We start from the raw sequence: 22,356 nt of genomic DNA, 5'->3' as shown, positions 1-22,356 counted from the left end.
CGCCAGGCGCGGGGCCCGGCTTCGGCCGGGCCTTCGCGTTTCGGGAAGGCGCGATCCCGTCAGCGCAGCGCCGGCGAATCCCAGCCCGGCCGCGGCTTGAAGCGATCGCCGTATTTCGCCTGCAGGGCCTGCAGGCGCGCCAGCATGGCGTCGGCGCCGGTGCTGCGGATGTACTGCATCGGGCCGCCGCGGAACGGCGCGAAGCCGCTGCCGAAGATCATGCCGGCGTCGATCAGGTCGGCGTCGGCGACCACGCCCTCGTGCAGCACGGCCACGCCCTCGTTGAGCAGGGGCAGGATGAGGCGATCCTCCAGGTCCTCCGGGACCCGGTAATCCTTCGGCACCTCGGGCTTCTTCGGCCTGCCGTTCTCCCAGGCGTAGATGCCCTGGCCGTCCTTCTTGCCGCGCTTGCCCGGCTCCGGGGCGGTGGCCAGCGCCGGCGGCGCCTGCAGGCCGAGGAAGGGGGCAAGTTCCTGCAGCACGCTGTAGGCGACGTCGTGGCCGACCACGTCGAGCAGTTCCACCGGGCCGAGCGGCATGCCGAACTTGACCGCGGTCCTGTCGATCGCCGCGCCCGGGATGCCTTCCGAGTACGCGGTGGCCGCTTCCAGCAGGTACGGGAACAGCAGGCGGTTGAGCAGGAAGCCGGGCGTGCCGGCCACCGGCAGCGGCAGCTTGCCGATGGCGTTGCAGAAGGCCGCCAGGCGCTGCTGGGTCTGCGGCGCCATGCCGTCGTGGTGGATGATTTCCACAAGCGGCATCAGCGGCACCGGATTGACGAAGTGCAGGCCGGCGAACTGCGCCGGCCGGCGGATGTGCTCGCGCAGCTCGGTCAGCGGGATCGCCGAGGTGTTGGTGGTGAGCAGCGCGTCGGGCTTCAGCCGCGGCTCGACCGCGGCGTACAGGTCGCGCTTGGCCTCGGACTGCTCGATGATTGCCTCGACCACGAGGTCGGCTTCCGGGATGCCGTCGCCGTTGAGGTCGGAGGCCAGGCGCGCGGCCACCTCGGGACGCTTGGTCTCGTCCTTCACCTTCTTGGCGAACAGCTCCTGCGCGCGCGCCATCGCCTTGTCGATGTAGGGCTGCTCGCGGTCCTGCAGCGTGACCTGGAAGCCCTTGTAGGCCGACCAGGCGGCGATGTCGCCGCCCATCACGCCGGCGCCGATCACGTGCACGCGGGCGATGCCGCCCGGCAGCGGCTTGCCGCTGCCGGTCTCCGGCGAGTCCTTCCCCCCGAGCGCCTTCATGCGTTCCTGCAGGAAATAGACGCGCACCAGGTTGCGCGCAGTCGGAGTGCCGGCCAGCTTGACCACCGACTTGCGCTCGGCCGCCAGCAGCGACTGCATGCCCCCGCCGCTGCGGCGCCAGGTCTCGATCAGCGTGAAGGGGGCGGGGTAGTGGTCCTTGCGCGCCTTGCGGGCGACCTGCTTGGCCATGGTCGGCGCGAGCAGCTGGCGCGCCGGCCAGGTGTTGGTGATCCAGGCCAGGAAGCGCTGCTTGAACGGGCGCTGCGCGCCCTTGTGGACCAGCTCGACCGCCGCCTCGAGCAATTGCGCCGGGTCGGCCACCTTGTCCACCAGGCCCACCGCTTTCGCGGCCTGCGCCGAGAAGCTGCGGCCGGTGAGCATCAGGTCGAACGCGGCCGGGGCTCCGATCAGCCGCGGCAGCCGCACGCTGCCGCCCCAGCCGGGATAGATGCCGAGCTTCACTTCCGGCAGCCCGATGCGGGTGGAGGCGTCGTTGCTGGCCACGCGATAGCGGCAGGCCAGGGCGATCTCGGTGCCGCCGCCCATGCAGAAGCCGTGGATCGCGGCCACCGTGGGGCAGCGCAGCTCGGCCAGGCGCTGGAAGGCCAGCTGGCCGCGGCGGATGGAATCGCCGATCACGCCCTTGGCGTCGAGTTCCTGGAATTCGTGGATGTCGGCGCCGGCGATGAAGCCCTTGGCCTTGCCCGAGCGCAGGATCAGGCCCTTGGGCGGATCGATCGACAGCCGCTCGAGCAGCGCATCCAGCTCGAGGACGACGTCCTGCGAGAAGGTGTTCACCGACTCGTCGGCGCGGTCCAAGGTCAGCACGACGATGCCGTCGTCGCGCTGCTCGGCTTGCCAATGGCTGAAGCGCAGTCCGTCGAGCCCTGCAATCATGGGTGCCATCCGTTAAGTTACGAGGAAGGGACTGTAAACGTTATCGCAAAGGCGGCTGAACGACGTCCGGCGGCCGCTGCGGCTAGCGGGGACAGGAGTCCTTATCATCCCGTCGAGGTTCGAGCGACGTCAAATGAGCGTTTGAAAGCGGTTGTAACCGTTTCCCGATCGCTCCGGCGCGCCATCCGGCGCATATGGCTTGCGGCATGGGCGCCGCGGCCCCAGATGAAGCGAAGCTGCCTGCAACCGTAATTGGAACTTTCCCCCGTGTCGAAGGTCATATTGCCCAGCCAGCAGGTTGGGCTCTTGAGGAGCACCGGCCCAATGGCCGAAGTCGTGGATACACAACAAGGTCGGCAGGAGCCCAACCAGGAGCTGGACCAGGAACTGGTCAAGCGGGTGCAGCGCGGCGACAGCGCGGCGTTCGATCTGCTGGTGCGCAAGTACCAGCATCGCATCGCGGCGCTGATCGGGCGCTACATCTCCGATTGGAGCGAATGCCAGGACGTGGCCCAGGAAACCTTCATCCGCGCCTACCGCGCGATCGGGAATTTCCGCGGCGACGCCCAGTTCTACACCTGGCTGCACCGTATCGCCGTGAACACCGCAAAGAACCATCTCGTCGCGCACAACCGCCGTCCTCCCACCGAGGACATCGACATCGGCGACGCCGAGCAGTTCGATTCCGGCGTGCGCCTGCGCGACACCGATACCCCGGAGCGGGAACTGGCGCGCCAGCAGATGGAACAAACCGTGATGCGCGCGGTCGAAGCATTGCCGGAGGAACTGCGGCTGGCCATCACCCTGCGCGAAGTGGAAGGCTTGAGCTACGAAGAGATCGCACAACGCATGGACTGCCCGATTGGCACGGTGCGCTCGCGCATCTTCCGGGCGCGCGAGGCGATCGACGTCGAGCTCAAGCCGCTGATGGACAGCGCCGGCACGCGCCAGCGCGCGGTCCGCTGACCTCCATTCCAGACCCATCGATTGAACGACGTCAGGCAAGACACCCAAGCGATATGACCCAAGTGCAAACCGACAAGTACGAACAGCATTTCAGGCAGCAGCTCTCGGCCATGCTCGATGGCGAGACCGCGCCCGACGAGGCCAGGTTCATGCTGCGCCGCCTCGAGCACGACGGCGAACTGGCCGCGTGCTGGGAGCGCTGGCAACTGTGCGGAGACATCCTGCGCGGACGCCATGACGCGCTGCTGCCGGCCGGGTTCTCGCAGCGCGTGGCGCAGGCCATCGCCGAGCAGGCGATGCCGGAGGCGGCCGCCGCGCAGGCGAGCGGCGGCAGCGGCCGTCCGCGCTGGGGCCGCTGGGGCGGCGGCGCCGCCCTGGCCGCATCGGTGGCGGTGGCGGCGCTGTTCGTGGCGCGCCAGCCGGTCTCCGATGTCTCCGATCCGGTGCAGGCGACGATCCCGGCCGTCGGCTCGCAACTGGCCGGCACCACGCTGTCTCCGCAACCGGCGGCGCCGCTGCGCACGCAGACGCCGTCGATGCCCGCGCCCCAGGCGCCCGATACCGCGACGATGGCGGCCGCCGCCATCGCCGCGGCGGACGTGCCGCGGCGCGCGCTCGAGCGCCGCGCCCGTCCCCAGCGCGCCGCGACCGGCGCCGACGCACGCACCGCGACCGAGCGGCTGGTCGCGGCCTCCACCGCCGCGCCCGCAGCGGCCGCGCCGGCGCCGGTGCTCGATCCGGCCTCGATCCCCGCCAGCCAGTTCGCCGCCGCCGCGCCGCAGGGCGAGGCCGCGGCGTCCCTGGCCGGCGGCCCCTTCGCCGCGCAGCCGATGGCGCCGTCGCGGCCCTGGCCGCGCACGATCCTCGGCGGCTATGCCGGCCAGGGCGCGCTCAATGCCAGCTACGGCAGCGGCGGCGGCAATCCTTTCCTGCCGCGGTTCGATCCGGCGGCGGACCTGCAGCGGACCCCTGCGCCGGCCGAGCGCCACGACGCCTTGAGCGGTCCGCGCTGAACTCCGTGCCCCGGGCCGCACGGCCCGGACGCGCGTCTCCATCCCCTTTCCCGAACCATTTGTCGAGGACGCCTCCCCGATGAGAGCCCCGCTGCAATCCGCCCTCCTGATCGCCCTGACCGCCACCGCCACCACCGCGGTGGTCCTGCCGGTGGCGACCGCGCAGCAGACGTCGCCGTCGACCGCGCCGGCCCCGGCCGTGGTCGGTCTGCCCGACTTCACCCAACTGGTGGCCCAGGTGGGGCCCGGCGTGGTCAATATCGTTGCCGAGGTCGGCGGCAAGCCCGCGCCGCGGCGCGCGCGCGGGCAGCGGCCGCAGATGCCCAACGAGGAGGACATCCCGGAGATCTTCCGCCGCTTCTTCGGCCCGGGCATGCCGTTCCCGGGCATGCCGCAGGATCCGGACAACGGCCCGCGCGGCCGCTCGATGGGCTCGGGCTTCATTATCTCCGCCGACGGCTACGTGCTCACCAACCACCACGTGGTCGACGGCGCCGACACGGTCACGGTCAAGCTGACCGACCGCCGCGAGTTCAAGGCCAAGGTGGTCGGCAGTGACGAGCAGTCCGACATCGCCCTGCTGAAGATCGAGGCCAGCGGCCTGCCGGCGCTGCGCATCGGCGATTCCAACAAGCTCAAGCCGGGGCAATGGGCGGTGGCGATCGGTTCGCCGTTCGGCCTCGACCATTCGGTCACCGCCGGCATCATCAGCGCGGTCGGCCGCAGCAATCCGTACGCGCAGCAGCAGTACGTGCCCTTCATCCAGACCGACGTGGCGATCAACCAGGGCAACTCCGGCGGTCCGCTGCTCAACACCAGCGGCGAGGTGATCGGCATCAACTCGCAGATCTTCTCCAATTCCGGCGGCTACATGGGCGTGAGCTTCGCCATTCCCAGCAACCTGGCGATGAGCACGGTGAAGCAGCTCAAGGCCACCGGCAAGGTCAGCCGCGGCATGATCGGCGTTGCCCTGCAGCCGCTCACCGCCGAAAGCGCCAAGGGTTTCGGGCTGCCCGATACGCGCGGCGCGCTGATCAGCAACGTCACGCCCGGCGGCCCCGGCGACAAGGCCGGCCTGCAGCCCGGCGACGTGATCCGCGCGGTGGACGACACCCCGATCAACCAGTACAGCGACCTGCCGCCGATCATCGGCGCCATGACGCCGGGCACGAGCGTCAAGCTGGACATCCTGCGCGAGGGACGCCCGCGCCAGGTGTCCCTGACCCTCACCCAGCTCGACGAGAGCGTCCTGCCCGGCAGCCGCGGCAGGCAGGGACCCGACCAGGGCGGCGCGCCGGGCGGTCCGTCGGCGAAGTCGTCCAATGCGCTGGGCCTGATCGGCCAGGACCTGGGCGCCGACCAGCGCCGCCAGGCCGGCCTGCAGGCCGGCGAGGGCGTGGGCATCGCCCGCATCGAGGGCATCGCCGCGCGCGAGGCGGGCCTGCAGCCGGGTGACATCGTGCTGCGGGTCGGCAGCACGCCGGTCGGCAGCGCCGCCGCGCTCGACCGGGCCCTGTCCGGCGTCAAGGCCGGGCAGACGGTGATGCTGCTGGTGCGCCGCGACGGCAGTTCGGTCTTCGTGGCGGTGACCCCGCGCGCCGGCGGCGACGCAGGCGACGACGAGCAGTAGGCGCCGGCGCGCCTCGGGCCTGGTGGAGCGGGCCCGAGCCGCCGGCGGCATCGCGGCAGGTCCCGGGACCTCGACCGGCCATCTGCGGCCGGTCGTGCGATAATGCGCCGTTTTATTGCCCCGGCCGCATGACGGCCCACCGCCGCCATATGTCCGACCCGATGCGGAACATCCGCAACTTCTCCATCATTGCCCACGTCGACCACGGCAAGTCGACCCTGGCCGACCGCATCATCCAGTTGTGCGGCGGGCTGGAGGCGCGCGAGATGGAAGCCCAGGTGCTCGACAGCAATCCGATCGAGCGCGAGCGCGGCATCACCATCAAGGCGCAGTCGGTCTCACTGCCGTACAAGGCGCGCGACGGGCAGGTCTACCAGCTCAATTTCATCGATACCCCCGGCCACGTCGACTTCAGCTACGAGGTCAGCCGCTCGCTGGCCGCCTGCGAGGGCGCGCTGCTGGTGGTCGACGCCGCCCAGGGCGTGGAGGCGCAGTCGGTGGCCAACTGCTACACCGCGGTGGAGCAGGGCCTGGAGGTGGTGCCGATCCTCAACAAGATCGACCTGCCCACCGCCGACATCGACCGCGCCAAGTCCGAGATCGAGGCGGTGATCGGCATCGACGCCACCGACGCGGTGGCCATCAGCGCCAAGACCGGCCTGAACGTGGAGGAGGTGCTGGAGGCGATCGTGCATCGCATCCCGCCGCCGCGGCCCAATAGCGACACCGATCGCCTGCAGGCGCTGATCATCGATTCCTGGTTCGACAACTACCTGGGCGTGGTCTCGCTGGTGCGGGTGATGCAGGGCGAGATCGTGCCGGGCACCAAGATCCAGGTGATGTCGAGCGGGCGCACCCACCAGGTCGACCAGGTCGGCGTGTTCACGCCCAAGCGCAAGGTGCTGCCCAGGCTGGGCGCCGGCGAGGTGGGCTGGATCAACGCCAGCATCAAGGACGTGCACGGCGCGCCGGTGGGCGACACCCTCACCCTGGCCTCGCTGCCGGCGCCCACGCCGCTGCCGGGCTTCCAGGAGATGCAGCCGCGCGTGTTCGCCGGCCTGTTCCCGGTCGACGCCGAGGACTACCCGGCGCTGCGCGAGGCGCTGGAGAAGCTGCGCCTGAACGACGCGGCGCTGCGCTTCGAGCCGGAAAGCTCGGAGGCGATGGGCTTCGGCTTCCGCTGCGGCTTCCTCGGCATGCTGCACATGGAGATCGTGCAGGAGCGCCTGGAGCGCGAGTACGACCTCAACCTGATCACCACCGCGCCCACCGTGGTCTACGAGGTGCTCAAGACCGACGGCAGCGTGGTGCCGCTGGACAACCCGGCCAAGCTGCCGCCGGTGAACCAGATCGAGGAGGTGCGCGAGCCGATCATCCGCGCCAACATCCTCACGCCGCCGGACTACGTCGGCAACGTGATCACGCTGTGCGAGGAGAAGCGCGGCGCGCAGATCGGCATCACCTACCTCGGCAGCCAGGTGCAGATCAGCTACGAGCTGCCGATGGCCGAGGTGGTGCTGGACTTCTTCGACAAGCTCAAGTCGGTCTCGCGCGGCTACGCCTCGCTCGACTACCACTTCGTGCGCTTCGACGCCGGCCCGTTCGTGCGCGTGGACACGCTGATCAACGGCGACAAGGTCGACGCGCTCTCGATCATCTGCCACCGCAGCCATGCCGACCGGCGCGGCCGCGAGCTGACCGAGAAGATGCGCGAGCTGATCCCGCGGCAGATGTTCGACGTCGCCATCCAGGCGGCGGTCGGCGCGCAGATCATCGCCCGCAGCACGGTCAAGGCGATGCGCAAGAACGTGCTCGCCAAGTGCTACGGCGGCGACGTCAGCCGCAAGAAGAAGCTGCTGGAGAAGCAGAAGGAAGGCAAGAAGCGCATGAAGCAGGTGGGCCGCGTGGAAATCCCGCAGGAGGCCTTCCTGGCGGTGCTGCAGGTGGACAGCAAGTGACGAAACCGGGCCGGGAGGCGGGAACTTGCAAGCCCGTTCCCTGTCATTCCGGCTTGCGGCGGAAGCGACCGCCGGACGGGGCGCGTCCCCGGGCCCAGACTCCCAGCTTTAAGGAAAACACATGAGATTGTTCGAGATCGGATTGGTGGTGGCGACGCTGGCGTCCGGGTTCATCTGGCTGCTGGACGCGCTGTTCTTCGCCGCCAGGCGCAAGCGCAACGCCGGCCTGCTCGACGACGGCAAGGACCCGGTCGTGGTCGACTACGCCAAGGCGTTCTTCCCGGTGCTGGCGATCGTGCTGATCCTGCGCAGCTTCGTGGCCGAGCCGTTCCGCATTCCGTCCAACTCGATGATGCCGACCCTGCTCACCGGCGACTTCATCCTGGTCAACAAGTTCTCCTACGGCCTGCGCCTGCCGATCAGCAACACCAAGATCTTCGCGGTCGGGGAGCCCAAGCGCGGCGACGTGATCGTGTTCAAGCCGCCGCAGAGCCCGGACCAGGACTGGATCAAGCGCATCATCGGCCTGCCCGGCGACACGGTGGCCTACCGCGGCAACCAGGTCTACGTGAACGGCAAGCCGTTCGAGTACCAGTACGTCGGCGAGTACGTCGGCAAGGGCAGCGGCGCCGAGATGACCGGCGCCAGCCAGCTGACCGAGAAGCTGCCCGGCCGCCCGCACGCGATCCTGGAGCTGGACAAGGCCGCCTTCGACCAGGGCGAGGGCGAGTGGACCGTGCCCCCGGGCCATTATTTCGTGATGGGCGACAACCGCGACCGCAGCGACGACGCCCGGTTCTGGCCCAGCCATTTCCTGCCCGAGCAGAACATCCGCGGCAAGGCCTTCATGATCTGGATGAACTGCGACAGCATCGGCAGTCTGTGCAAAAACAACTTCGACACCTCGCGGATCGGCAGCGGTATCCAGTAACGTAGGCGCCGGGGAAAGCCACCGTCATCAGGGGAGAAAGGCCATGAAACGCACGCAACGCGGGATGTCCTTGCTGGGCTTCGTCATCACCCTCGGGGTGGTGGGGTTCTTCGCCTACGTGGGCATGCAACTGTTCCCGATGTACTACGAGTACTACTCGGTGAAGCAGGCGCTCAAGGGCCTGCAGAAGGAGCCGGGCATCGCCGAGCAGGACGTGGGCAGCATCAAGACCCTGTTCTTCAAGCGGCTGGACATCAGCTACTCCGAGAGCGTTAAGTCGAAGGACGTCAGCTTCGAGCGCGCCGACACCGGCGGCTGGAAGATGATCGTCGACTACGAGGTGCGCAAGCCGCTGCTGGGCAACATCGACATCGTCGGCAAGTTCCACGCCGACGCGAAACTCGGCGGCAATGGCAATTGACGGCGTTCGCCGCTACGCCGGACACGCTTTCACCGATCCCGGTCTGCTGACGCAGGCGCTGACCCACCGCAGCGCCGGGGCGCCGCACAACGAGCGCCTGGAATTCCTCGGCGACGCGATCGTCGGGCTGATCGTCGCCGAGGCGCTCTACCGCCGCTGGCCCAAGGCCGACGAGGGCGCGCTCACGCGCGCGCGCGCCGAGCTGGTGCGCGAATCCTCGCTGGCGGCCATCGCCCGCGGCATGGAGATCGGCGCGGACCTGATCCTGGGACCGGGCGAGATGAAGTCCGGCGGCCACCGCCGCGATTCGATCCTCTCCGACGCGCTGGAGGCGCTGGTCGGCGCGATCTATCTCGATGCCGGATTCGAGGCCTGCCGCCGCGTGGTGCTGCCCTGGTTCGAGGAGGCGGTCAACCAGACGCCGGCGGGCAAGGTCGACAAGGACGCCAAGACCCGGCTGCAGGAATGGCTGCAGGCGCGCCAGCGTCCGCTGCCGGCCTACGAGCTGGTGGCCGAGTCGGGCGACGACCACGCCAAGTCTTTCCGGGTCTCGTGCACGATCGCCGAGCCGCCGCTGTCGGCCGTGGGCGAGGGCGGTTCGCGCCGCGCCGCCGAGCAGGCCGCCGCGGAGGCGGTGCTGGCCCAGCTCGAAGCCGCGGCGTAACCGGCTACGCGGCGCTGCAGCGCCCCGCCGGCGCGCCGGGACGGGAATCGATCCGAAGCCTTGCCCGGCCCGGCCTCCATGGCCGGGCGTTCACGCGCGCGGCGGACGCCCGAAGGCACCCGCTGAGCATGCGTTCGCTCACCCGGTAGAATCCGCGCATGTCTTCCTCCCCGCACCGCGCCGGACAGGTGGCCGTGATCGGCCGCCCCAACGTCGGCAAGTCCACCCTGGTCAACGCCCTGGTCGGCGCCAAGGTCAGCATCGTCTCCAACCGGCCGCAGACCACGCGGCACCGGCTGCTCGGCATCGCCACTTTCTCTGGACAGAATGGTCCGGAGGGCCAGCTGTTGCTGGTCGATACGCCCGGCCTGCATCGCGAGCACGGCAAGCTCGCCGGCTCGGCGATGAACCGCATGTTGAACCGCGCCGCGCGCGGCGCCCTGGAGGGCGTGGACGCGGCGGTGCTGGTGGTGGTGGCCGGGCGCTGGGACGAGGAGGACACGCTCGCCTTCGAGGCCCTGCGCGCGGCCAAGGTGCCGGCGGTGCTGGTGGTGAACCAGATCGACCGGCTGCGCGAGAAGGCGGCCCTGCTGCCGTACCTGCAGCAGGTCACCGAAGGCCGCGAGTTCGCCGGCGTGCATCCGATCTCCGCGCTCAAGCGCAACGGCCTGGAGGCGCTCACCGCCACCCTGCTGTCGCTGATGCCCGAGCAGCCGGCGCTGTACGCCGAGGACGAGATCACCGACAAGAGCCAGCGCTTCCTCGCCGGCGAGATGGTGCGCGAGCAGCTGATGCGCCAGCTCGGCGCGGAACTGCCGTACGCCACCACGGTGGAGATCGAGTCCTTCGCCGTCGACGGCGCCATGCTGCGCATCGGCGCGGTGATCTGGGTCGAGCGCGACGGACAGAAGGCCATCGTCATCGGCAAGGGCGGGGCGCGCCTGCGCGAGATCGGCAGCAAGGCGCGGCAGCAGATGGAGCGGCTGTTCGACGCCAAGGTCTTCCTGCAGACCTGGGTGCGGGTGCGCGAGGGCTGGTCGGACGACGAGGCCGCGCTGCGCTCGCTGGGCTACGGCGACTGATGCCTTCGGCTGCCCGCGCGGCGTTCCTCGCGCTGTGGGCGGCGGTGCCATGGCTCGCGGCGTTCTCCCCGGCGACGCACGCCAACATGGGCAAGCCCTGGTCGGACGGCGATCCGGCCGCCGAGCCGGTCGGCTTCGGGCGCACACGGGTCGATGAGGAGCGCCTGTGGCTCGACTTCACCGGGCTGGACGCGGACAGCGAGGGCAAGGTCGCGATCCAGGCGCTCTACACGCTGCGGCATGACGGACCCGATGCCGTATTGCGGCCGCTGTTCGTCACCGGCGCGCAGGAGGTCGGCGATTTCCGCGCCTACCTCGACGAGCGGCCGCTGCCGGTGCGGCTGAGGCGGGTCGCGGTCGAGACCCTGCCCGCCAGTTGGAGAACCCAGATCGACGGGCAGCCGAGCAGCCCCCTGCAGGGCACGCCGCCCTACGACGTGATCGGGAACGCGGACGGCAAGGTGGCCGTCGCCGAAATCGAGTTGCCGATCGCGCGCGGCACGAGCGCGGTGCGCATCGTCTACCAGGCGCGGCCGATGGTGCGCCTGCACGGCGAGGGGCCGACCCTGGCCTACCAGTTCGAGTACGCGCTGGCCCCCGCGCGCACCTGGGCGGCGTTCGGCCGGCTGATCGCGGAGGTGAAGGTGCCGCATGGCTGGACGGCGCGACTGTCCCCGCCGATGGCGCGGATCGACGCCGACGCGTCGGACGGGGATTCCTCGCGCGGCGAGGTCTATCGGCTGGAATCCGCCGGCCTGCCCGCCGACGCCCTCGCCGTCATCGCGCAGGCGCGGCCGGGAATCCCCTATCGCGTGGCGATGTGGGGATCGTGGCTGGTGTTCCTGGCGGCGATCTGGGCGGGCTGGAAAGCGAGCCGCCTGTGGGCGCGGGCGAGTCTGAGGCGCGTCGGCGCAGGCAAGTCCTCGCGCATCGGCGTCCATGCCGCCTGCGCCGGCCTGGCCTGGGGCCTGGGGCTGGCCTACGCCGGTTTCGTCGCGCACCAGATGCCGCCGATGCTGCTTCCGGAGGGGCAGCGCGCCGTCGTGCGCATGGATCTCGCGCCTTTCCTGATCGCCGTGCTGTCGATCGCCTGCGTTCCGCTGGGGGCATGGCGCGTGTGGCGCGCGTACCGGCGCGGATCGCGCGCGCCGGCGTCCTAGCCTCGGCGGCCATGCGCTACGTCGCCCAGCCCGCCTATGTGCTGCATGTGCGCCCCTGGCGCGAGACCAGCCTGTTGCTGGAAGTGCTCAGCGCCGACTACGGCCGGCTGGGACTGGTGGCGCGCGGCGTGCAGGGGCCGAAGCGGCACGTGCTGCGCGCCGCGCTGCAGCCGCTGCAACACATCCGCTTCGAGGCGATGCAGCGCGGCGAACTGGCATTGCTGACCCAGGCCGAGGCCATCGACGTCGCGCCGCAGCTGCTCGACGACGCCATGCTGGCCGGGTTCTACATCAACGAACTGCTGTTGCGCCTGGCGCCGCGCCAGGATCCGCACACCGAGCTGTACGCGATCTACGGCCAGACCCGCGAGCGCCTGCGCGCGCGCGCGCCGCTGGCCTGGACCCTGCGCCGCTTCGAGCGCGATCTGCTGGAAGCGCTGGGTTTCGGTTTCGACCTGGGCCATGAGGGCGACGGCGCGCCGATCGACCCGGCCGCGCGCTACCACCTCGATCCGGAGCACGGTCCGCGGCGCCTGCTGAGCGAACGGTCCGCGGACGATCGCGCGCGCGCGGCCACCGGCCGCGCCCTGCTGGCGCTGGCCGCCGACGCCGAGGCGCCGCCGCAGGCGGAGGAACTGGCCGGCCTGCGCCGCGCGATGCGCAGGGTGATCGCGCACCATCTGGGCGGGCGCGGCCTGAAGTCCTGGGAGCTGGTGGGCGAGCTCGGCCGCCTGACCGCCGGTCCTCAGCGCGACGACAGTGTGTCCTGAGCCGCGGCGAGGAACTCGGCCAGCGCCTCGGGAGAATCCGGCGCGGCGTGCAGCGCCGCGACCGCCGCGTCCATGCGCATCGCGCCGACGAAGCCGCAACTGGCGCGCAGCCGGTGCAGGGTCGCGCGCATGGCATCGGCATCGCCGGCGCGCGCGGCGGCGGCGACGGCATCGCGCGCGCCCGGCAGTTCCTCGAGGAACAGGCCGCGCAGGGCATCGACGTGCGCGTGCTGTCCGTTGAGCGCGGTCAGGGCCCTGGCGTCGTCCCAGAGCGGCGCCTGCTCTTGCCGCGCGCCGCCGCCTTCCGTGCGTGCGGTCGCCCGGCGGATCGCCGCGCGCAGCGCGGAGGCGGTGAGCGGCTTCACCAGCACGTCGAGGAAGCCGGCCTCGCGCAGGCGCGCGAGGGTGTCCTGCTCGCAGGCGGCGGTATGCGCCAGCGCGGGTGCGTCCCGCCGGCCCGGCTCGCGCAGCAGCGACGCGCCCGGGCCGTCGGGCAGGTTGGCGTCGACGAGCCAGAGGTCGTAGCGGCCGGCACGGATGCGCTCGCGCGCGGCGGCCAGCGTATCGACCGCGTCGACGCGCGCGGGCAGGGCTTCGGCGGCGGCGGCCAGGAACGCCCGGCTCACCGGGTCGTCCTCGACGAGAAGGATATGCGGCGTCATGGAGCCCGTGATGATGCTGTCCGTGTCCTGGTCTGTATGCTGTCGGCCATGCCGCGGGCGATCCTACACCGGTTGCTGTCGACGCTGTGTGCCCTCGCGCTGTGCCTGCCGATGGCCAGCGCCGGGGCGCGCGTGCTGTCGGCGAAGATCGCGCGGGTCAGCACCCCGGTGGCCACTTTGCAGGGCGTGGAGGTGCGCCTGGACTGGCCGGCGCGGGCGGCCGGCGGCGAGCTGCAATTGCGCGCGTCGCGCGTGGAAGCCCCCGACCTCGGCTACCGCTTCCGCGACCTGCGCTGGCGCTGCCCGCTGTCGCGCGATGCGCAAGGCGGATGGCGTTGCGACGGGGTGCTGCAGGCCCCCGGCGCCGCGCCGATGCGGCTGTCGCTGTCGCTGGCCACGGCCAGTACCGACGCGGCGCTCTCGCGCGGCCCGGCGCGCTTCGCCCTGCACCGCAGCGCCGCCACGCCCGACGACACCGAGCTGGTCCTGACCCGCGTGCCGCTGGCCTGGGCGCAGGCGCTGGCTTCGCAGGCGTGGGCGGCGGGCCAGTTCAAGCGCGGCACGCTGGACGGTCGCTTGACCGTACGCGTTCCCGCGAAAGGGCCCTTGCGCGTCGACGGCCGACTGGCGCTGGCCGACGGCGCGCTGGAGACGCCCGATGCCAGCATCGCCGCGGACAAGCTCGACGGCGTCTTCCGCATCGATTACCGCAAGCCCGGCAAGGCCACGCTGCTCAGCGTCGACGGCGAACTGCGCGGCGGCGAGCTGCTGTTCGGCAGCACCTACATCGCACTGGCCGACGCCGCCGGGCGGCAGCCGCCTGCGCGCCTGCGCATCGACGCGCTGCAGCGGCCGGGGGAGGGTTGGCGGCTGCCCGCGTTCGAGTGGCATGACGGCGGCGTGCTGCAGGCCAGCGGGTCGGCGGCGTTGACGCGCGAGGCGACGCTCGACCGGCTCGACCTCGACCTGCGCAGCGACGATCTGGCGCCGCTCGGTGAGCGCTACCTGTCCGGCACGCTGGGCGTGGCCGGCCTCGCCGGCCTGCGGATGCGCGGCGCGCTGGAGGCGAAGCTGGCGATCGCCGGCGGATCGCTGTCGCGGGTCGATGCGCGCCTGCACGAGGTGTCGCTGGAGGAGGCGAACAAGCGCTTCGCCTTCGAGGGGCTGGATGGCGACCTGCGCTATTCCGACGGCGCCGCGGTGGACAGCGCGTTGCGCTGGCGCTCGGCCGCGCTCGACCGGGTCGCGCTCGGTGCGGCGACCTTGCCCTGGCGCAGCGCCGGGGGCGAACTGCGCGCGCGCGAAACGGTGGCCATCCCGGTCCTGGACGGCAGCATGCGCATCGACGGCCTCACCCTGCGCCCGCCGGCGGCCGGGCACGGGATGCAGCTCCAGTTCGGGCTCGAACTCGACGGGCTCGACATCGGCAAGCTGTCGACCTCGCTCGGCGGCCCGGCGTTCCGCGGCACGCTCAGCGGCCGCATTCCGCTCGCCCGCTATGCCGAGGAGCGCATCGATTTCGACGGCGGGCTGTCGATGCAGGCCTTCGGCGGCACGATCGCCGTGTCCGCGCTGTCGATGGAACGCCCCTTCGGCGTCGCGCCGACGCTTTCGGCCGATCTCGGCCTGCAGGGCCTGGACCTGCTGTCGATCACGGAGGTGTTCGATTTCGGCAGCATCAGCGGCCGCCTCGAGGGGCGCGTGGACAATCTGCGCCTGGTCGACTGGACGCCGACCGCCTTCGACGCCGAACTGCACACCGTGGCCCGGCGCGGCGTGCGCCAGCGCCTGAGCCAGCGCGCCGTGCAGAACATCTCCAGCGTGGGCGACGCCTCCATCGTCACCAGCCTGCAGGGCCGGCTGATCGGGCTGTTCGACGACTTCGGCTATCGGCGCATCGGCCTGTCCTGCCGGCTGGAGAACGAAATCTGCCTGATGGGCGGCCTGCATTCAGCGGGCGCCGGATTTACTATCGTGGAAGGCGCCGGCATCCCGCGGCTGAACGTGGTCGGATTCAATCGCAGGGTCGATTGGCCGACCCTGGTCGAGCGGGTCGCGGCGGTCGGCAAGGGCGAGGTGAAACCGGTGTTCGAGTAGCGTGTTTCCGGGTGGCGCCGATCCCCGCGCGACAGCCGGTATCCTGTACGGACTTTCCAATCTGCGGTCGGGAGAATGCTCATGCGTCGTTTGCTAGGAATGCCGGTCGTGGCGGCAATGGCCCTGACCGCCTGCGTCACCATCAACGTCTATTTCCCCGCGGCAGAGGCCAAGGAGGCGGCGAAGGAATTCGTCGACAAGGTGATCGGCACCGACGCCGCGCCGTCGCAGCCCGCGCCGGCCACCAAGCCCGATGGCGGCAACGGCGGCATGGCGAGCATGGACATCCCGGCGCGTCCGGGCGCGGACTCTCCGAAACTGCGCTTCGATCCATTGATGCTGATCGGCATCGCGCCGGCCTACGCCCAGGACCAGCCCAACATCAATATCAAGACGCCGGCGATCCAGGCGATCCAGTCGCGCATGGCCGGCCGCTTCGACGCCAGCCTGCGCAAGCAGTTCGACGCCGGCGCGCTCGGCTTCGCCAACAACGGCGAGGTGACCGTGCGCGACGCCTCGAAGATCGCCCTGTCCGACCGCGTCGGCGTCAACCAGGCCGTGGCCGACCAGAACCGCGACGCCAAGGCCGTGTACCGCGAGATCGCGGTGGCCAACAACCATCCGGAATGGGAGGCGCAGATCCGCGGCGTGTTCTCCCGGCAGTGGGCGGAGAGCGCCAAGGGCGGCTGGTGGTACCAGGACGCCGGCGGCGCCTGGAAGCAGAAATGATCGCGCGCGGGGCCGGGCGCGGATGACGCCCGGCCCCGCATCCGCATCGAAAGCCACGCTGCCTCTTCCAAGGCCGCGATCTCGCGACGATCGGCGGCCGCGGCATATCTGCGACAATACGCGGCCATTTCGCCCGCAGCCTGCCGCCACGTGGCCCGACTCGACCAGACGCCTTTCGCCGCCGACATCCTCGACCTGAGCCACGACGGCCGCGGCGTTGCCCGCCGCGAGGACGGCAAGACGCCCATCGAAGGCGGAAAAGTCACCTTCGTCGCCGGCGCCTTGCCCGGCGAGCGGGTGATGGCGCGGCAGACCGCACGGTCGCGCCATTTCGACGAGGCGGCCACCCTGGAGGTGCTGCAGGCCTCGCCCGACCGCGTCGAGCCGCGCTGCCCGCATTTCGGCACCTGCGGCGGCTGCGTGCTGCAGCACCTGGAGGAGTCGAAGCAGATCCTGGCCAAGGAGCGCGTGCTGCGGGAGAACTTCGAGCGCATCGGCCACGTCGCGCCGGACACGGTGCTGCCGCCGCTGACCGCCGCCAGCTGGGGCTACCGGCGCAAGGGCCGGTTCTCGGTGCGGCGCGTGGAGAAGAAGGACAAGACGCTGGTGGGTTTCCGCGAGCGCGACCCGCGCTTCGTCGCCGAGCTGTCCGTGTGCCACACCGTGATCCCGCACATCGGCGATCGCATCGACGCGCTGGCGGCGCTGGTCGACGGCCTGGAGGCGCGGCGCGACATTCCGCAGATCGAATTCATCGCAGGCGACGCCACGCCCGAGTACGGCGGGGTCGCGCTGGTGTTCCGGCATCTGCAGCCGCTCTCGCAGGCCGACCGCGACAGGCTGGTCGCCTTCGCCCAGGCGCAGGGACTGGCCGTCTTCCTGCAGCCGGGCGGCATCGACTCGGTGCATCCGCTGTGGCCGCTCCACGCCGACGGGAGCGGGGCGCCGCTGTCGTTCCGGCTGCCCGAGTGGGACGTCGAGCTCAAGTTCCGCCCGCTCGATTTCATCCAGGTCAACGCCGGCCTCAACGAGAAGATGATCGCGCACGCGCTGGCCCTGCTGGACGTCGGCCCCGAGGACCGCGTGCTCGACCTGTTCTGCGGGCTGGGCAACTTCACCCTGCCGCTGGCGCGCCTCGTGCGCGAGGCGGTCGGCGTGGAGGGCGAGGCGGGGCTGGTGGCGCGGGCGCGCGAGAACGCCGCGCACAACGGCCTGGCCAATGCGCACTTCCACGCCGCCGACCTCACCCAGGACCAGCGCGGAACGCCGTGGATGCGGCAAGGCTTCGACAAGCTGCTGCTGGACCCGCCGCGCTCGGGCGCGATCGACGTGCTGCGCCAGTTGCCGCTGAAGCAGTTCCGGCGGATCGTGTACGTCAGCTGCCATCCCGGGTCGCTGGCCCGCGACGCCGGCTACCTGGTCAACGAGCAGGGGTGGACGCTGCGCGCGGCGGGCGTGATGGACATGTTCCCGCACACCGCGCACGTGGAATCGATCGCCATGTTCGAGCGGAGATAGGCATGGGCATCGAGATCGAGCGCAAGTTCCTGGTAGTGGGCGAGGGCTGGCGCGCGCAGGCGCACCGCACCGAGGCCATGGCGCAGGGCTATCTCAACGACCAGGCGGCAATGGACAGCGGCGCGCAGCGCGCCTCGATGCGCGTGCGCATCGCCGGCGAGGCCGCGTTCCTGAACATCAAGTCGCGCGAGCTCGGCCACACCCGCCAGGAGTTCGACTATCCGATCCCGCCGCAGGACGCGCGCGCGCTGCTGGCGCTGTGCGTCGGCGGCCTGATCGACAAGCGCCGCCACTACGTGAACCACGCCGGCCACCTGTGGGAAGTGGACGAGTTCCTGGGCGAGAACGCGGGACTGGTAGTGGCCGAGATCGAGCTGGACAGCGCCGAGGAGGCCTTCGAGCGGCCGGACTGGGCCGGACGTGAGGTCACCGAGGCCGCGCGCTATTACAATCTGGCTCTGGCCACGCGTCCTTACTCGCAATGGAGCGACGAGGAGCGGGCGGGTTAGCGCTTTCGTCCCGCCGGGCCGGACGGCGCGGCACGCCGGCGTCTGATCCCGTTGCCAGGTTGTCGGATTTCTCAGGAGTCACCGCATGTTGCTGATTGGCGTCGCCGGCACCGAACTCACCGCGCAGGAGCGCGACTGGCTGCAGCACCCGGCCTGCGCCGGCGTGGTGCTGTTCAAGCGCAATTTCGCCTCGAAGACGCAGGTGACCGAGCTGTCGGCCGCGATCCGCGCGGCGGCGCCGCGCCCGCAGCTGGTCTGCGTGGACCAGGAAGGCGGGCGCGTGCAGCGCTTCCGCGAAGGCTTCAGCGCGCTGCCGCCGCTGGAGGACATCGGCCGGCTGTACGCCGCCGATCCGGTTGCCGCGCTCGAGCTGGCGCAGGAGCACGCCTGGGTGATGGCCAGCGAGGTGCGCGCCAGCGGCGTCGACCTGAGCTTCGCGCCCGTGGCGGACCTTGGCCGCGGCAACCTGGCGATCGGCAACCGCGCCTTCTCCGGCGATCCCGAGGTGGTGGCCGAGTTCACGCGTGCCTACATCCGCGGCATGCACACGGCCGAGATGGCCGCCACGCTCAAGCATTTCCCCGGGCACGGCAGCGTGCGCGAGGACACGCACTTCGACCGGGCGCTCGACCGGCGCACGCTGGAGGAGATCCGCGTCAGCGACCTGGTGCCGTTCGCCGCCGGGATCGACGCCGGCGCCGACGCGGTGATGCTGGCGCACGTGGTCTATCCGCAGGTCGCGCCGGAACCGGCCGGCCATTCGCGCGTCTGGATCGAGGACATCCTGCGCGGGCAGATGGGATTCCGCGGCGTGGTGTTCTCCGACGACATCGGCATGGCCGCCGCCGGCTCGGCGGGCGGCGTGACGGCGCGGATCGGCGCGCACCTGGACGCCGGCTGCGACGTGGTGCTGGTCTGTCATCCCGAACTGGTCGAGGAAGCATTGGCGGCGGTCGCCGGAAGGAAGCTCAACACCATGGCATTGACGGGTTTGATCGGCCGCGGCTTCCGCGGCTGGGACGGGTTGCTGGCCGATGCGCGCTACGGGCAGGCGCAGCGCGCGCTCCTGGGCGATAGCGATGCGGGCCGGGGAGGCGTGGCATGAGCCGGCCGTCCCTGGCGCAGGCGCTGCAGGGCGCCGACCTGATCCACGACGGCGCGGCGCTGGCGACCGCGATCGCGGGCATGGCCGATGCGGTGAGCGCCGACTACCGCGCGGGCGAGGATGCCGAGCCGCCGCTGTTCGTCACCATCATGCACGGCGGCATGCCGTTCGCGGCGATGCTGGCGCTGGCGCTGGGCGAGCGCGGACTGGATCTGGAGTTCGACTACCTGCACGCCACCCGCTATCGCGGCAGCACGTCGGGCTCGGGCCTGGCCTGGCTGCATCGCCCGGCAACGCCGATGCGCGGCCGCCGCGTGCTGCTGGTGGACGACATCCTCGACGAGGGCCACACGCTCTTCGCGGTGCGGCGCTGGTGCGAGGACCAGGGCGCGGCCGAGGTGCGCGTGGCGGTGCTCGCGGTGAAGGAGCATGACCGCTGCGTGGAAGGCATCGAGGCGGACTACGTCGGCGTCGGCGTGCCCGATCGCTACGTGTTCGGCTTCGGCATGGACTACCACGAGCAGGGGCGCAACCTGCCCGGCATCTACGCGCTGGCCGAGTGACCGCCATGAGCACCGACATCGCCCTGGCCGTCATCGGCGGCACCGGTCTCTACAGGCTTGCCGAGCTCCAGGACGTGCAGACGCACGAGCCGGCGACGCGCTTCGGCGCGCCGTCCGGTCCGGTGCGCGTAGGCACGCTGGCGGGCCGGCGCGTGGCGTTCCTGGCGCGGCACGGCGAAGGCCATTCGGTGCCGCCGCACAAGGTGAACTATCGCGCCAACCTCGCCGCGCTGCAGGCGCTGGGGGCCGGGCGCGTGCTCGCGCTCAACACCGTGGGCGGCGTCACCGAGCGGTTCGGTCCGCGCGTGCTGGCCTGTCCCGACCAGCTCATCGATTACACCTGGGGCCGCGTCTCCACGATCTGCGAGGAGGAGGGCAGCGAGGTGCTGCACGTCGACTTCGGCGATCCCTACACGCCGTCGCTGCGCCAGGCGGTGATCGCGGCCGCGCGCGCGGCGAACGTGGCGCTGGTCGAGGGCGGCTGCTACGGCGCCACGCAGGGGCCGCGCCTGGAGACCAAGGCCGAGATCGCGCGCCTGCGCCGCGACGGCTGCGATCTGGTGGGCATGACCGGGATGCCGGAGGCGGGCCTGGCGCGCGAGCTGGGGCTCGACTACGCCTGTCTGGCGATCGTGGCCAACTGGGCGGCGGGAGCCGGACCGGACGTTGACGAGATCATCACGCTCGATGATGTACTGGCGAACGTCGCCGCTGCCTCCGACGGGGTGCCGGCGCTGATCGGGGCGCTGCTGTCCGCGGACGGATGATTGCCAGCCGCGGATTTGCTTTGCATACTCGCGGCCGTGCGCGTTCAGGGGGCAAGTCGGACGCGCACGCACGGTCATACCAGACGAGGTAGGGAGAGTCATGCAATACGGCACAGTGAAATGGTTCAACGACGCCAAGGGGTTCGGATTCATCGCGCCCGAAGACGGCAGCGCGGATGTTTTCGTGCATTTCTCGGCAATCAATTCCAAGGGGTTCCGCAGCCTGCAGGAAGGGCAGCGGGTGAGCTACGAAGTGACGCAGGGGCCGAAGGGCGCCCAGGCGGCGGGCGTCGCGCCGGTCGTCTGAGCTTGGAGGCGTTGCGATCCTTGAGGCCCCGCTTCGGCGGGGCCTTTTCTTTCGTCGGGGCTTGTTTCGCGGCGGCTTCTTTAGCGGCGTCTTGTTTCGCGGCGAAAGCCGGCACGGCGCGGTCCGCATGAAGCCGATGCATGTCGCCATCGCCGGCTACGGCACGGCCGGACAGGCGGCGGCCGTGCTGCTCGCGCGCGACGGCCATCGCGTGGAGGTGTTCGAGCAGACGCCGCAGCCCGGACCCGCCGGCGCCGGCCTGCTGCTGCAGCCGACCGGATTGCAGGTGCTGTGGCGGATGGGCCTGCTGCCGCAGGCGCTGGCCCACGGCGCGCCCGTGCGCAGGCTGTACGGCGAGACGCCGTGCGGGCGCGCGGTGATGGACATGCGCTACGCGGGGCTGGATGCGCGGCTGTTCGGGCTGGGCATGCAGCGCGGGGCCTTGTTCGCCCTGCTCGACCGCGCCTGGGGAGAGGCCGGCGTCCTGCATCGCGGCACGCGCATCGAGGCCGCCGACGAGGACGGCGGCAGGATTCGCGATGCCGAGGGCCGCTGGCACGGCCCTTTCGATCTGGTGATCGCCGCCGACGGCGCGGCCTCGCGGCTGCGCCGGCAGGTGGATCCGGGGGCGCTCGAGCGGCCATACCCCTGGGGCGCGTTGTGGTGCCTGCTCGCGCGCGGCGACTGGCCGTGGGGCGACGAGCTGCGCCAGCGCTACGTCGCCGCCCGCAAGATGATCGGCATGCTGCCGGTGGGGACGCGGCCGGATGACGCCACGCCGCGGCTGAGCTTCTTCTGGAGCCTGCCCGTGGGCGGCTACGAGCAGTGGCGCGCGAACGGACTGGCGCGCTGGCGCGAGGAGGTGGCGGCGATCTGGCCGCAGGCCGAGGCCAGGCTCGCCGAGGTGCAGGATGCGGCGCAGCTCGCGCGCGCCGGCTATCGCGACGCCGTGGTCCGGCGCTGGCATCGCGGCCGCCTGGTGCTGCTCGGCGACGCCGCGCATGCGATGAGCCCGCAGCTGGGGCAGGGCGTGAACATGGCGCTGATGGACGCGCTGGCGCTGCGCGATGCCTTGCGCGAGGAAGCGGACGCGGCAAGGGCGCTGGCGCGCTACGCCGCGCAGCGCCGCCGCCATGTCGCCGTCTACCAGTTCTGGAGCCGCTGGCTGACGCCGCTGTTCCAGTCCGAGCGCGACATGGTCGCCAGGGCGCGCGATCTCGCCTTCCTGCCGCTGGGCCGGATGCCGGGCGGGCGTGGGCACATGCTGCGCGTGCTCAGCGGCACGCAGCGGGGCGCGTTCGGGCGATTGGCGCTGCCGGAGGATTTCGTCGCCGCGTTGCGCGCGCCGTCGGAGGGCTGA

The 22,356-nt window shown here is 71.2% G+C and carries 21 protein-coding genes; 19 read left to right on the top strand and 2 right to left on the bottom strand.

What is annotated here, in order from left to right:
• Window positions 1–59 precede the first annotated feature (59 nt).
• Window positions 60–2,144 carry a 3-hydroxyacyl-CoA dehydrogenase NAD-binding domain-containing protein gene (locus tag MD221_RS04475; protein WP_242108117.1) on the bottom strand — a complete coding sequence of 695 codons (2,085 nt, stop codon included), beginning with the start codon at window positions 2,142–2,144 and terminating at the stop codon, window positions 60–62.
• Between the two features lie 324 nt (window positions 2,145–2,468).
• Here MD221_RS04475 and rpoE point away from each other — a divergent pair, with 324 nt between their 5' ends.
• From rpoE to recO, 10 genes are all read left to right on the top strand, one after another.
• Window positions 2,469–3,110: an RNA polymerase sigma factor RpoE gene (rpoE, locus tag MD221_RS04470; RefSeq protein ID WP_242108116.1), complete on the top strand. Its 642-nt coding sequence runs from the start codon at window positions 2,469–2,471 to the stop codon at window positions 3,108–3,110.
• Window positions 3,111–3,163: 53 nt separating this feature from the next.
• Entirely contained in the window at window positions 3,164–4,123 is a 960-nt protein-coding gene (locus MD221_RS04465) for a sigma-E factor negative regulatory protein (RefSeq protein ID WP_242108115.1), read from the top strand.
• Window positions 4,124–4,202: 79 nt separating this feature from the next.
• Complete coding sequence (locus MD221_RS04460) at window positions 4,203–5,753, top strand: DegQ family serine endoprotease (RefSeq protein ID WP_339328409.1); 1,551 nt, start codon at window positions 4,203–4,205, stop codon at window positions 5,751–5,753.
• Window positions 5,754–5,914: 161 nt separating this feature from the next.
• On the top strand, window positions 5,915–7,711 hold the full coding sequence (gene lepA / locus MD221_RS04455) for a translation elongation factor 4 (RefSeq protein ID WP_242108587.1): 1,797 nt from the start codon (window positions 5,915–5,917) through the stop codon (window positions 7,709–7,711).
• A gap of 121 nt (window positions 7,712–7,832) precedes the next feature.
• Window positions 7,833–8,642 carry a signal peptidase I gene (gene lepB, locus MD221_RS04450; protein WP_242108114.1) on the top strand — a complete coding sequence of 270 codons (810 nt, stop codon included), beginning with the start codon at window positions 7,833–7,835 and terminating at the stop codon, window positions 8,640–8,642.
• A 43-nt stretch (window positions 8,643–8,685) separates the two neighbouring features.
• Window positions 8,686–9,063 (top strand): DUF4845 domain-containing protein, encoded by a 378-nt coding sequence (locus tag MD221_RS04445; protein WP_242108112.1) that lies wholly within the window; start codon window positions 8,686–8,688, stop codon window positions 9,061–9,063.
• The gene (rnc, locus tag MD221_RS04440) at window positions 9,053–9,727 is read left to right on the top strand and encodes a ribonuclease III (RefSeq protein ID WP_242108110.1); all 675 of its coding nucleotides are present in this window, start codon (window positions 9,053–9,055) and stop codon (window positions 9,725–9,727) included. Before MD221_RS04445 ends, rnc begins: the two co-directional genes overlap by 11 nt.
• Before the next feature lie 158 nt (window positions 9,728–9,885).
• Window positions 9,886–10,809: a GTPase Era gene (gene era / locus MD221_RS04435; protein WP_242108108.1), complete on the top strand. Its 924-nt coding sequence runs from the start codon at window positions 9,886–9,888 to the stop codon at window positions 10,807–10,809.
• The gene (locus MD221_RS04430) at window positions 10,809–11,969 is read left to right on the top strand and encodes a hypothetical protein (RefSeq protein WP_242108106.1); all 1,161 of its coding nucleotides are present in this window, start codon (window positions 10,809–10,811) and stop codon (window positions 11,967–11,969) included. The genes era and MD221_RS04430 overlap by 1 nt, the downstream gene beginning before the upstream one ends.
• 11 nt (window positions 11,970–11,980) lie before the next feature.
• Window positions 11,981–12,739, top strand: a complete 759-nt coding sequence (gene recO, locus MD221_RS04425) for a DNA repair protein RecO (protein ID WP_242108104.1) — start codon at window positions 11,981–11,983, stop codon at window positions 12,737–12,739.
• Here recO and MD221_RS04420 read toward each other — a convergent pair.
• Window positions 12,715–13,401: a response regulator gene (locus MD221_RS04420; protein WP_242108102.1), complete on the bottom strand. Its 687-nt coding sequence runs from the start codon at window positions 13,399–13,401 to the stop codon at window positions 12,715–12,717. The two genes, recO and MD221_RS04420, sit on opposite strands and share 25 nt — an antisense overlap.
• A gap of 48 nt (window positions 13,402–13,449) precedes the next feature.
• Between MD221_RS04420 and MD221_RS04415 the strand changes: the two genes are divergently transcribed.
• From MD221_RS04415 to MD221_RS04375, 9 genes are all read left to right on the top strand, one after another.
• On the top strand, window positions 13,450–15,498 hold the full coding sequence (locus MD221_RS04415) for a translocation/assembly module TamB domain-containing protein (RefSeq protein ID WP_242108100.1): 2,049 nt from the start codon (window positions 13,450–13,452) through the stop codon (window positions 15,496–15,498).
• A gap of 99 nt (window positions 15,499–15,597) precedes the next feature.
• The gene (locus MD221_RS04410; protein ID WP_242108586.1) at window positions 15,598–16,227 is read left to right on the top strand and encodes a DUF1318 domain-containing protein; all 630 of its coding nucleotides are present in this window, start codon (window positions 15,598–15,600) and stop codon (window positions 16,225–16,227) included.
• A gap of 150 nt (window positions 16,228–16,377) precedes the next feature.
• Window positions 16,378–17,745 carry a 23S rRNA (uracil(1939)-C(5))-methyltransferase RlmD gene (gene rlmD / locus MD221_RS04405; protein WP_242108098.1) on the top strand — a complete coding sequence of 456 codons (1,368 nt, stop codon included), beginning with the start codon at window positions 16,378–16,380 and terminating at the stop codon, window positions 17,743–17,745.
• 2 nt (window positions 17,746–17,747) lie between these two features.
• The gene (locus MD221_RS04400) at window positions 17,748–18,254 is read left to right on the top strand and encodes a CYTH domain-containing protein (protein ID WP_242108097.1); all 507 of its coding nucleotides are present in this window, start codon (window positions 17,748–17,750) and stop codon (window positions 18,252–18,254) included.
• 85 nt (window positions 18,255–18,339) lie between these two features.
• On the top strand, window positions 18,340–19,359 hold the full coding sequence (nagZ, locus tag MD221_RS04395; protein ID WP_242108096.1) for a beta-N-acetylhexosaminidase: 1,020 nt from the start codon (window positions 18,340–18,342) through the stop codon (window positions 19,357–19,359).
• Window positions 19,356–19,922: a hypoxanthine-guanine phosphoribosyltransferase gene (locus tag MD221_RS04390; protein WP_242108095.1), complete on the top strand. Its 567-nt coding sequence runs from the start codon at window positions 19,356–19,358 to the stop codon at window positions 19,920–19,922. The genes nagZ and MD221_RS04390 overlap by 4 nt, the downstream gene beginning before the upstream one ends.
• 5 nt (window positions 19,923–19,927) lie before the next feature.
• Window positions 19,928–20,689: an S-methyl-5'-thioinosine phosphorylase gene (locus tag MD221_RS04385; protein ID WP_242108094.1), complete on the top strand. Its 762-nt coding sequence runs from the start codon at window positions 19,928–19,930 to the stop codon at window positions 20,687–20,689.
• Between the two features lie 100 nt (window positions 20,690–20,789).
• The gene (locus tag MD221_RS04380; RefSeq protein ID WP_242108093.1) at window positions 20,790–20,996 is read left to right on the top strand and encodes a cold-shock protein; all 207 of its coding nucleotides are present in this window, start codon (window positions 20,790–20,792) and stop codon (window positions 20,994–20,996) included.
• A gap of 136 nt (window positions 20,997–21,132) precedes the next feature.
• Entirely contained in the window at window positions 21,133–22,356 is a 1,224-nt protein-coding gene (locus MD221_RS04375) for an FAD-dependent oxidoreductase (RefSeq protein WP_425602217.1), read from the top strand.

The organism is Luteimonas aquatica (assembly GCF_022662575.1).
Classification (GTDB): domain Bacteria; phylum Pseudomonadota; class Gammaproteobacteria; order Xanthomonadales; family Xanthomonadaceae; genus Luteimonas; species Luteimonas aquatica.
The sequence above is the reverse complement of the archived record's forward strand: the minus strand, read 5'-3'. Positions and strand labels throughout refer to the sequence as shown.

Bases quoted from the DNA above. Each gene is read 5' to 3' on its own strand.
- MD221_RS04475 (WP_242108117.1), bottom strand. From the start codon at position 2,144: ATGATTGCAGGGCTCGACGGACTGCGCTTCAGCCATTGGCAAGCCGAG.
- rpoE (WP_242108116.1), top strand. From the start codon at position 2,469: ATGGCCGAAGTCGTGGATACACAACAAGGTCGGCAGGAGCCCAACCAG.
- MD221_RS04465 (WP_242108115.1), top strand. From the start codon at position 3,164: ATGACCCAAGTGCAAACCGACAAGTACGAACAGCATTTCAGGCAGCAG.
- MD221_RS04460 (WP_339328409.1), top strand. From the start codon at position 4,203: ATGAGAGCCCCGCTGCAATCCGCCCTCCTGATCGCCCTGACCGCCACC.
- lepA (WP_242108587.1), top strand. From the start codon at position 5,915: ATGCGGAACATCCGCAACTTCTCCATCATTGCCCACGTCGACCACGGC.
- lepB (WP_242108114.1), top strand. From the start codon at position 7,833: ATGAGATTGTTCGAGATCGGATTGGTGGTGGCGACGCTGGCGTCCGGG.
- MD221_RS04445 (WP_242108112.1), top strand. From the start codon at position 8,686: ATGAAACGCACGCAACGCGGGATGTCCTTGCTGGGCTTCGTCATCACC.
- rnc (WP_242108110.1), top strand. From the start codon at position 9,053: ATGGCAATTGACGGCGTTCGCCGCTACGCCGGACACGCTTTCACCGAT.
- era (WP_242108108.1), top strand. From the start codon at position 9,886: ATGTCTTCCTCCCCGCACCGCGCCGGACAGGTGGCCGTGATCGGCCGC.
- MD221_RS04430 (WP_242108106.1), top strand. From the start codon at position 10,809: ATGCCTTCGGCTGCCCGCGCGGCGTTCCTCGCGCTGTGGGCGGCGGTG.
- recO (WP_242108104.1), top strand. From the start codon at position 11,981: ATGCGCTACGTCGCCCAGCCCGCCTATGTGCTGCATGTGCGCCCCTGG.
- MD221_RS04420 (WP_242108102.1), bottom strand. From the start codon at position 13,401: ATGACGCCGCATATCCTTCTCGTCGAGGACGACCCGGTGAGCCGGGCG.
- MD221_RS04415 (WP_242108100.1), top strand. From the start codon at position 13,450: ATGCCGCGGGCGATCCTACACCGGTTGCTGTCGACGCTGTGTGCCCTC.
- MD221_RS04410 (WP_242108586.1), top strand. From the start codon at position 15,598: ATGCCGGTCGTGGCGGCAATGGCCCTGACCGCCTGCGTCACCATCAAC.
- MD221_RS04400 (WP_242108097.1), top strand. From the start codon at position 17,748: ATGGGCATCGAGATCGAGCGCAAGTTCCTGGTAGTGGGCGAGGGCTGG.
- nagZ (WP_242108096.1), top strand. From the start codon at position 18,340: ATGTTGCTGATTGGCGTCGCCGGCACCGAACTCACCGCGCAGGAGCGC.
- MD221_RS04390 (WP_242108095.1), top strand. From the start codon at position 19,356: ATGAGCCGGCCGTCCCTGGCGCAGGCGCTGCAGGGCGCCGACCTGATC.
- MD221_RS04385 (WP_242108094.1), top strand. From the start codon at position 19,928: ATGAGCACCGACATCGCCCTGGCCGTCATCGGCGGCACCGGTCTCTAC.
- MD221_RS04380 (WP_242108093.1), top strand. From the start codon at position 20,790: ATGCAATACGGCACAGTGAAATGGTTCAACGACGCCAAGGGGTTCGGA.
- MD221_RS04375 (WP_425602217.1), top strand. From the start codon at position 21,133: ATGCATGTCGCCATCGCCGGCTACGGCACGGCCGGACAGGCGGCGGCC.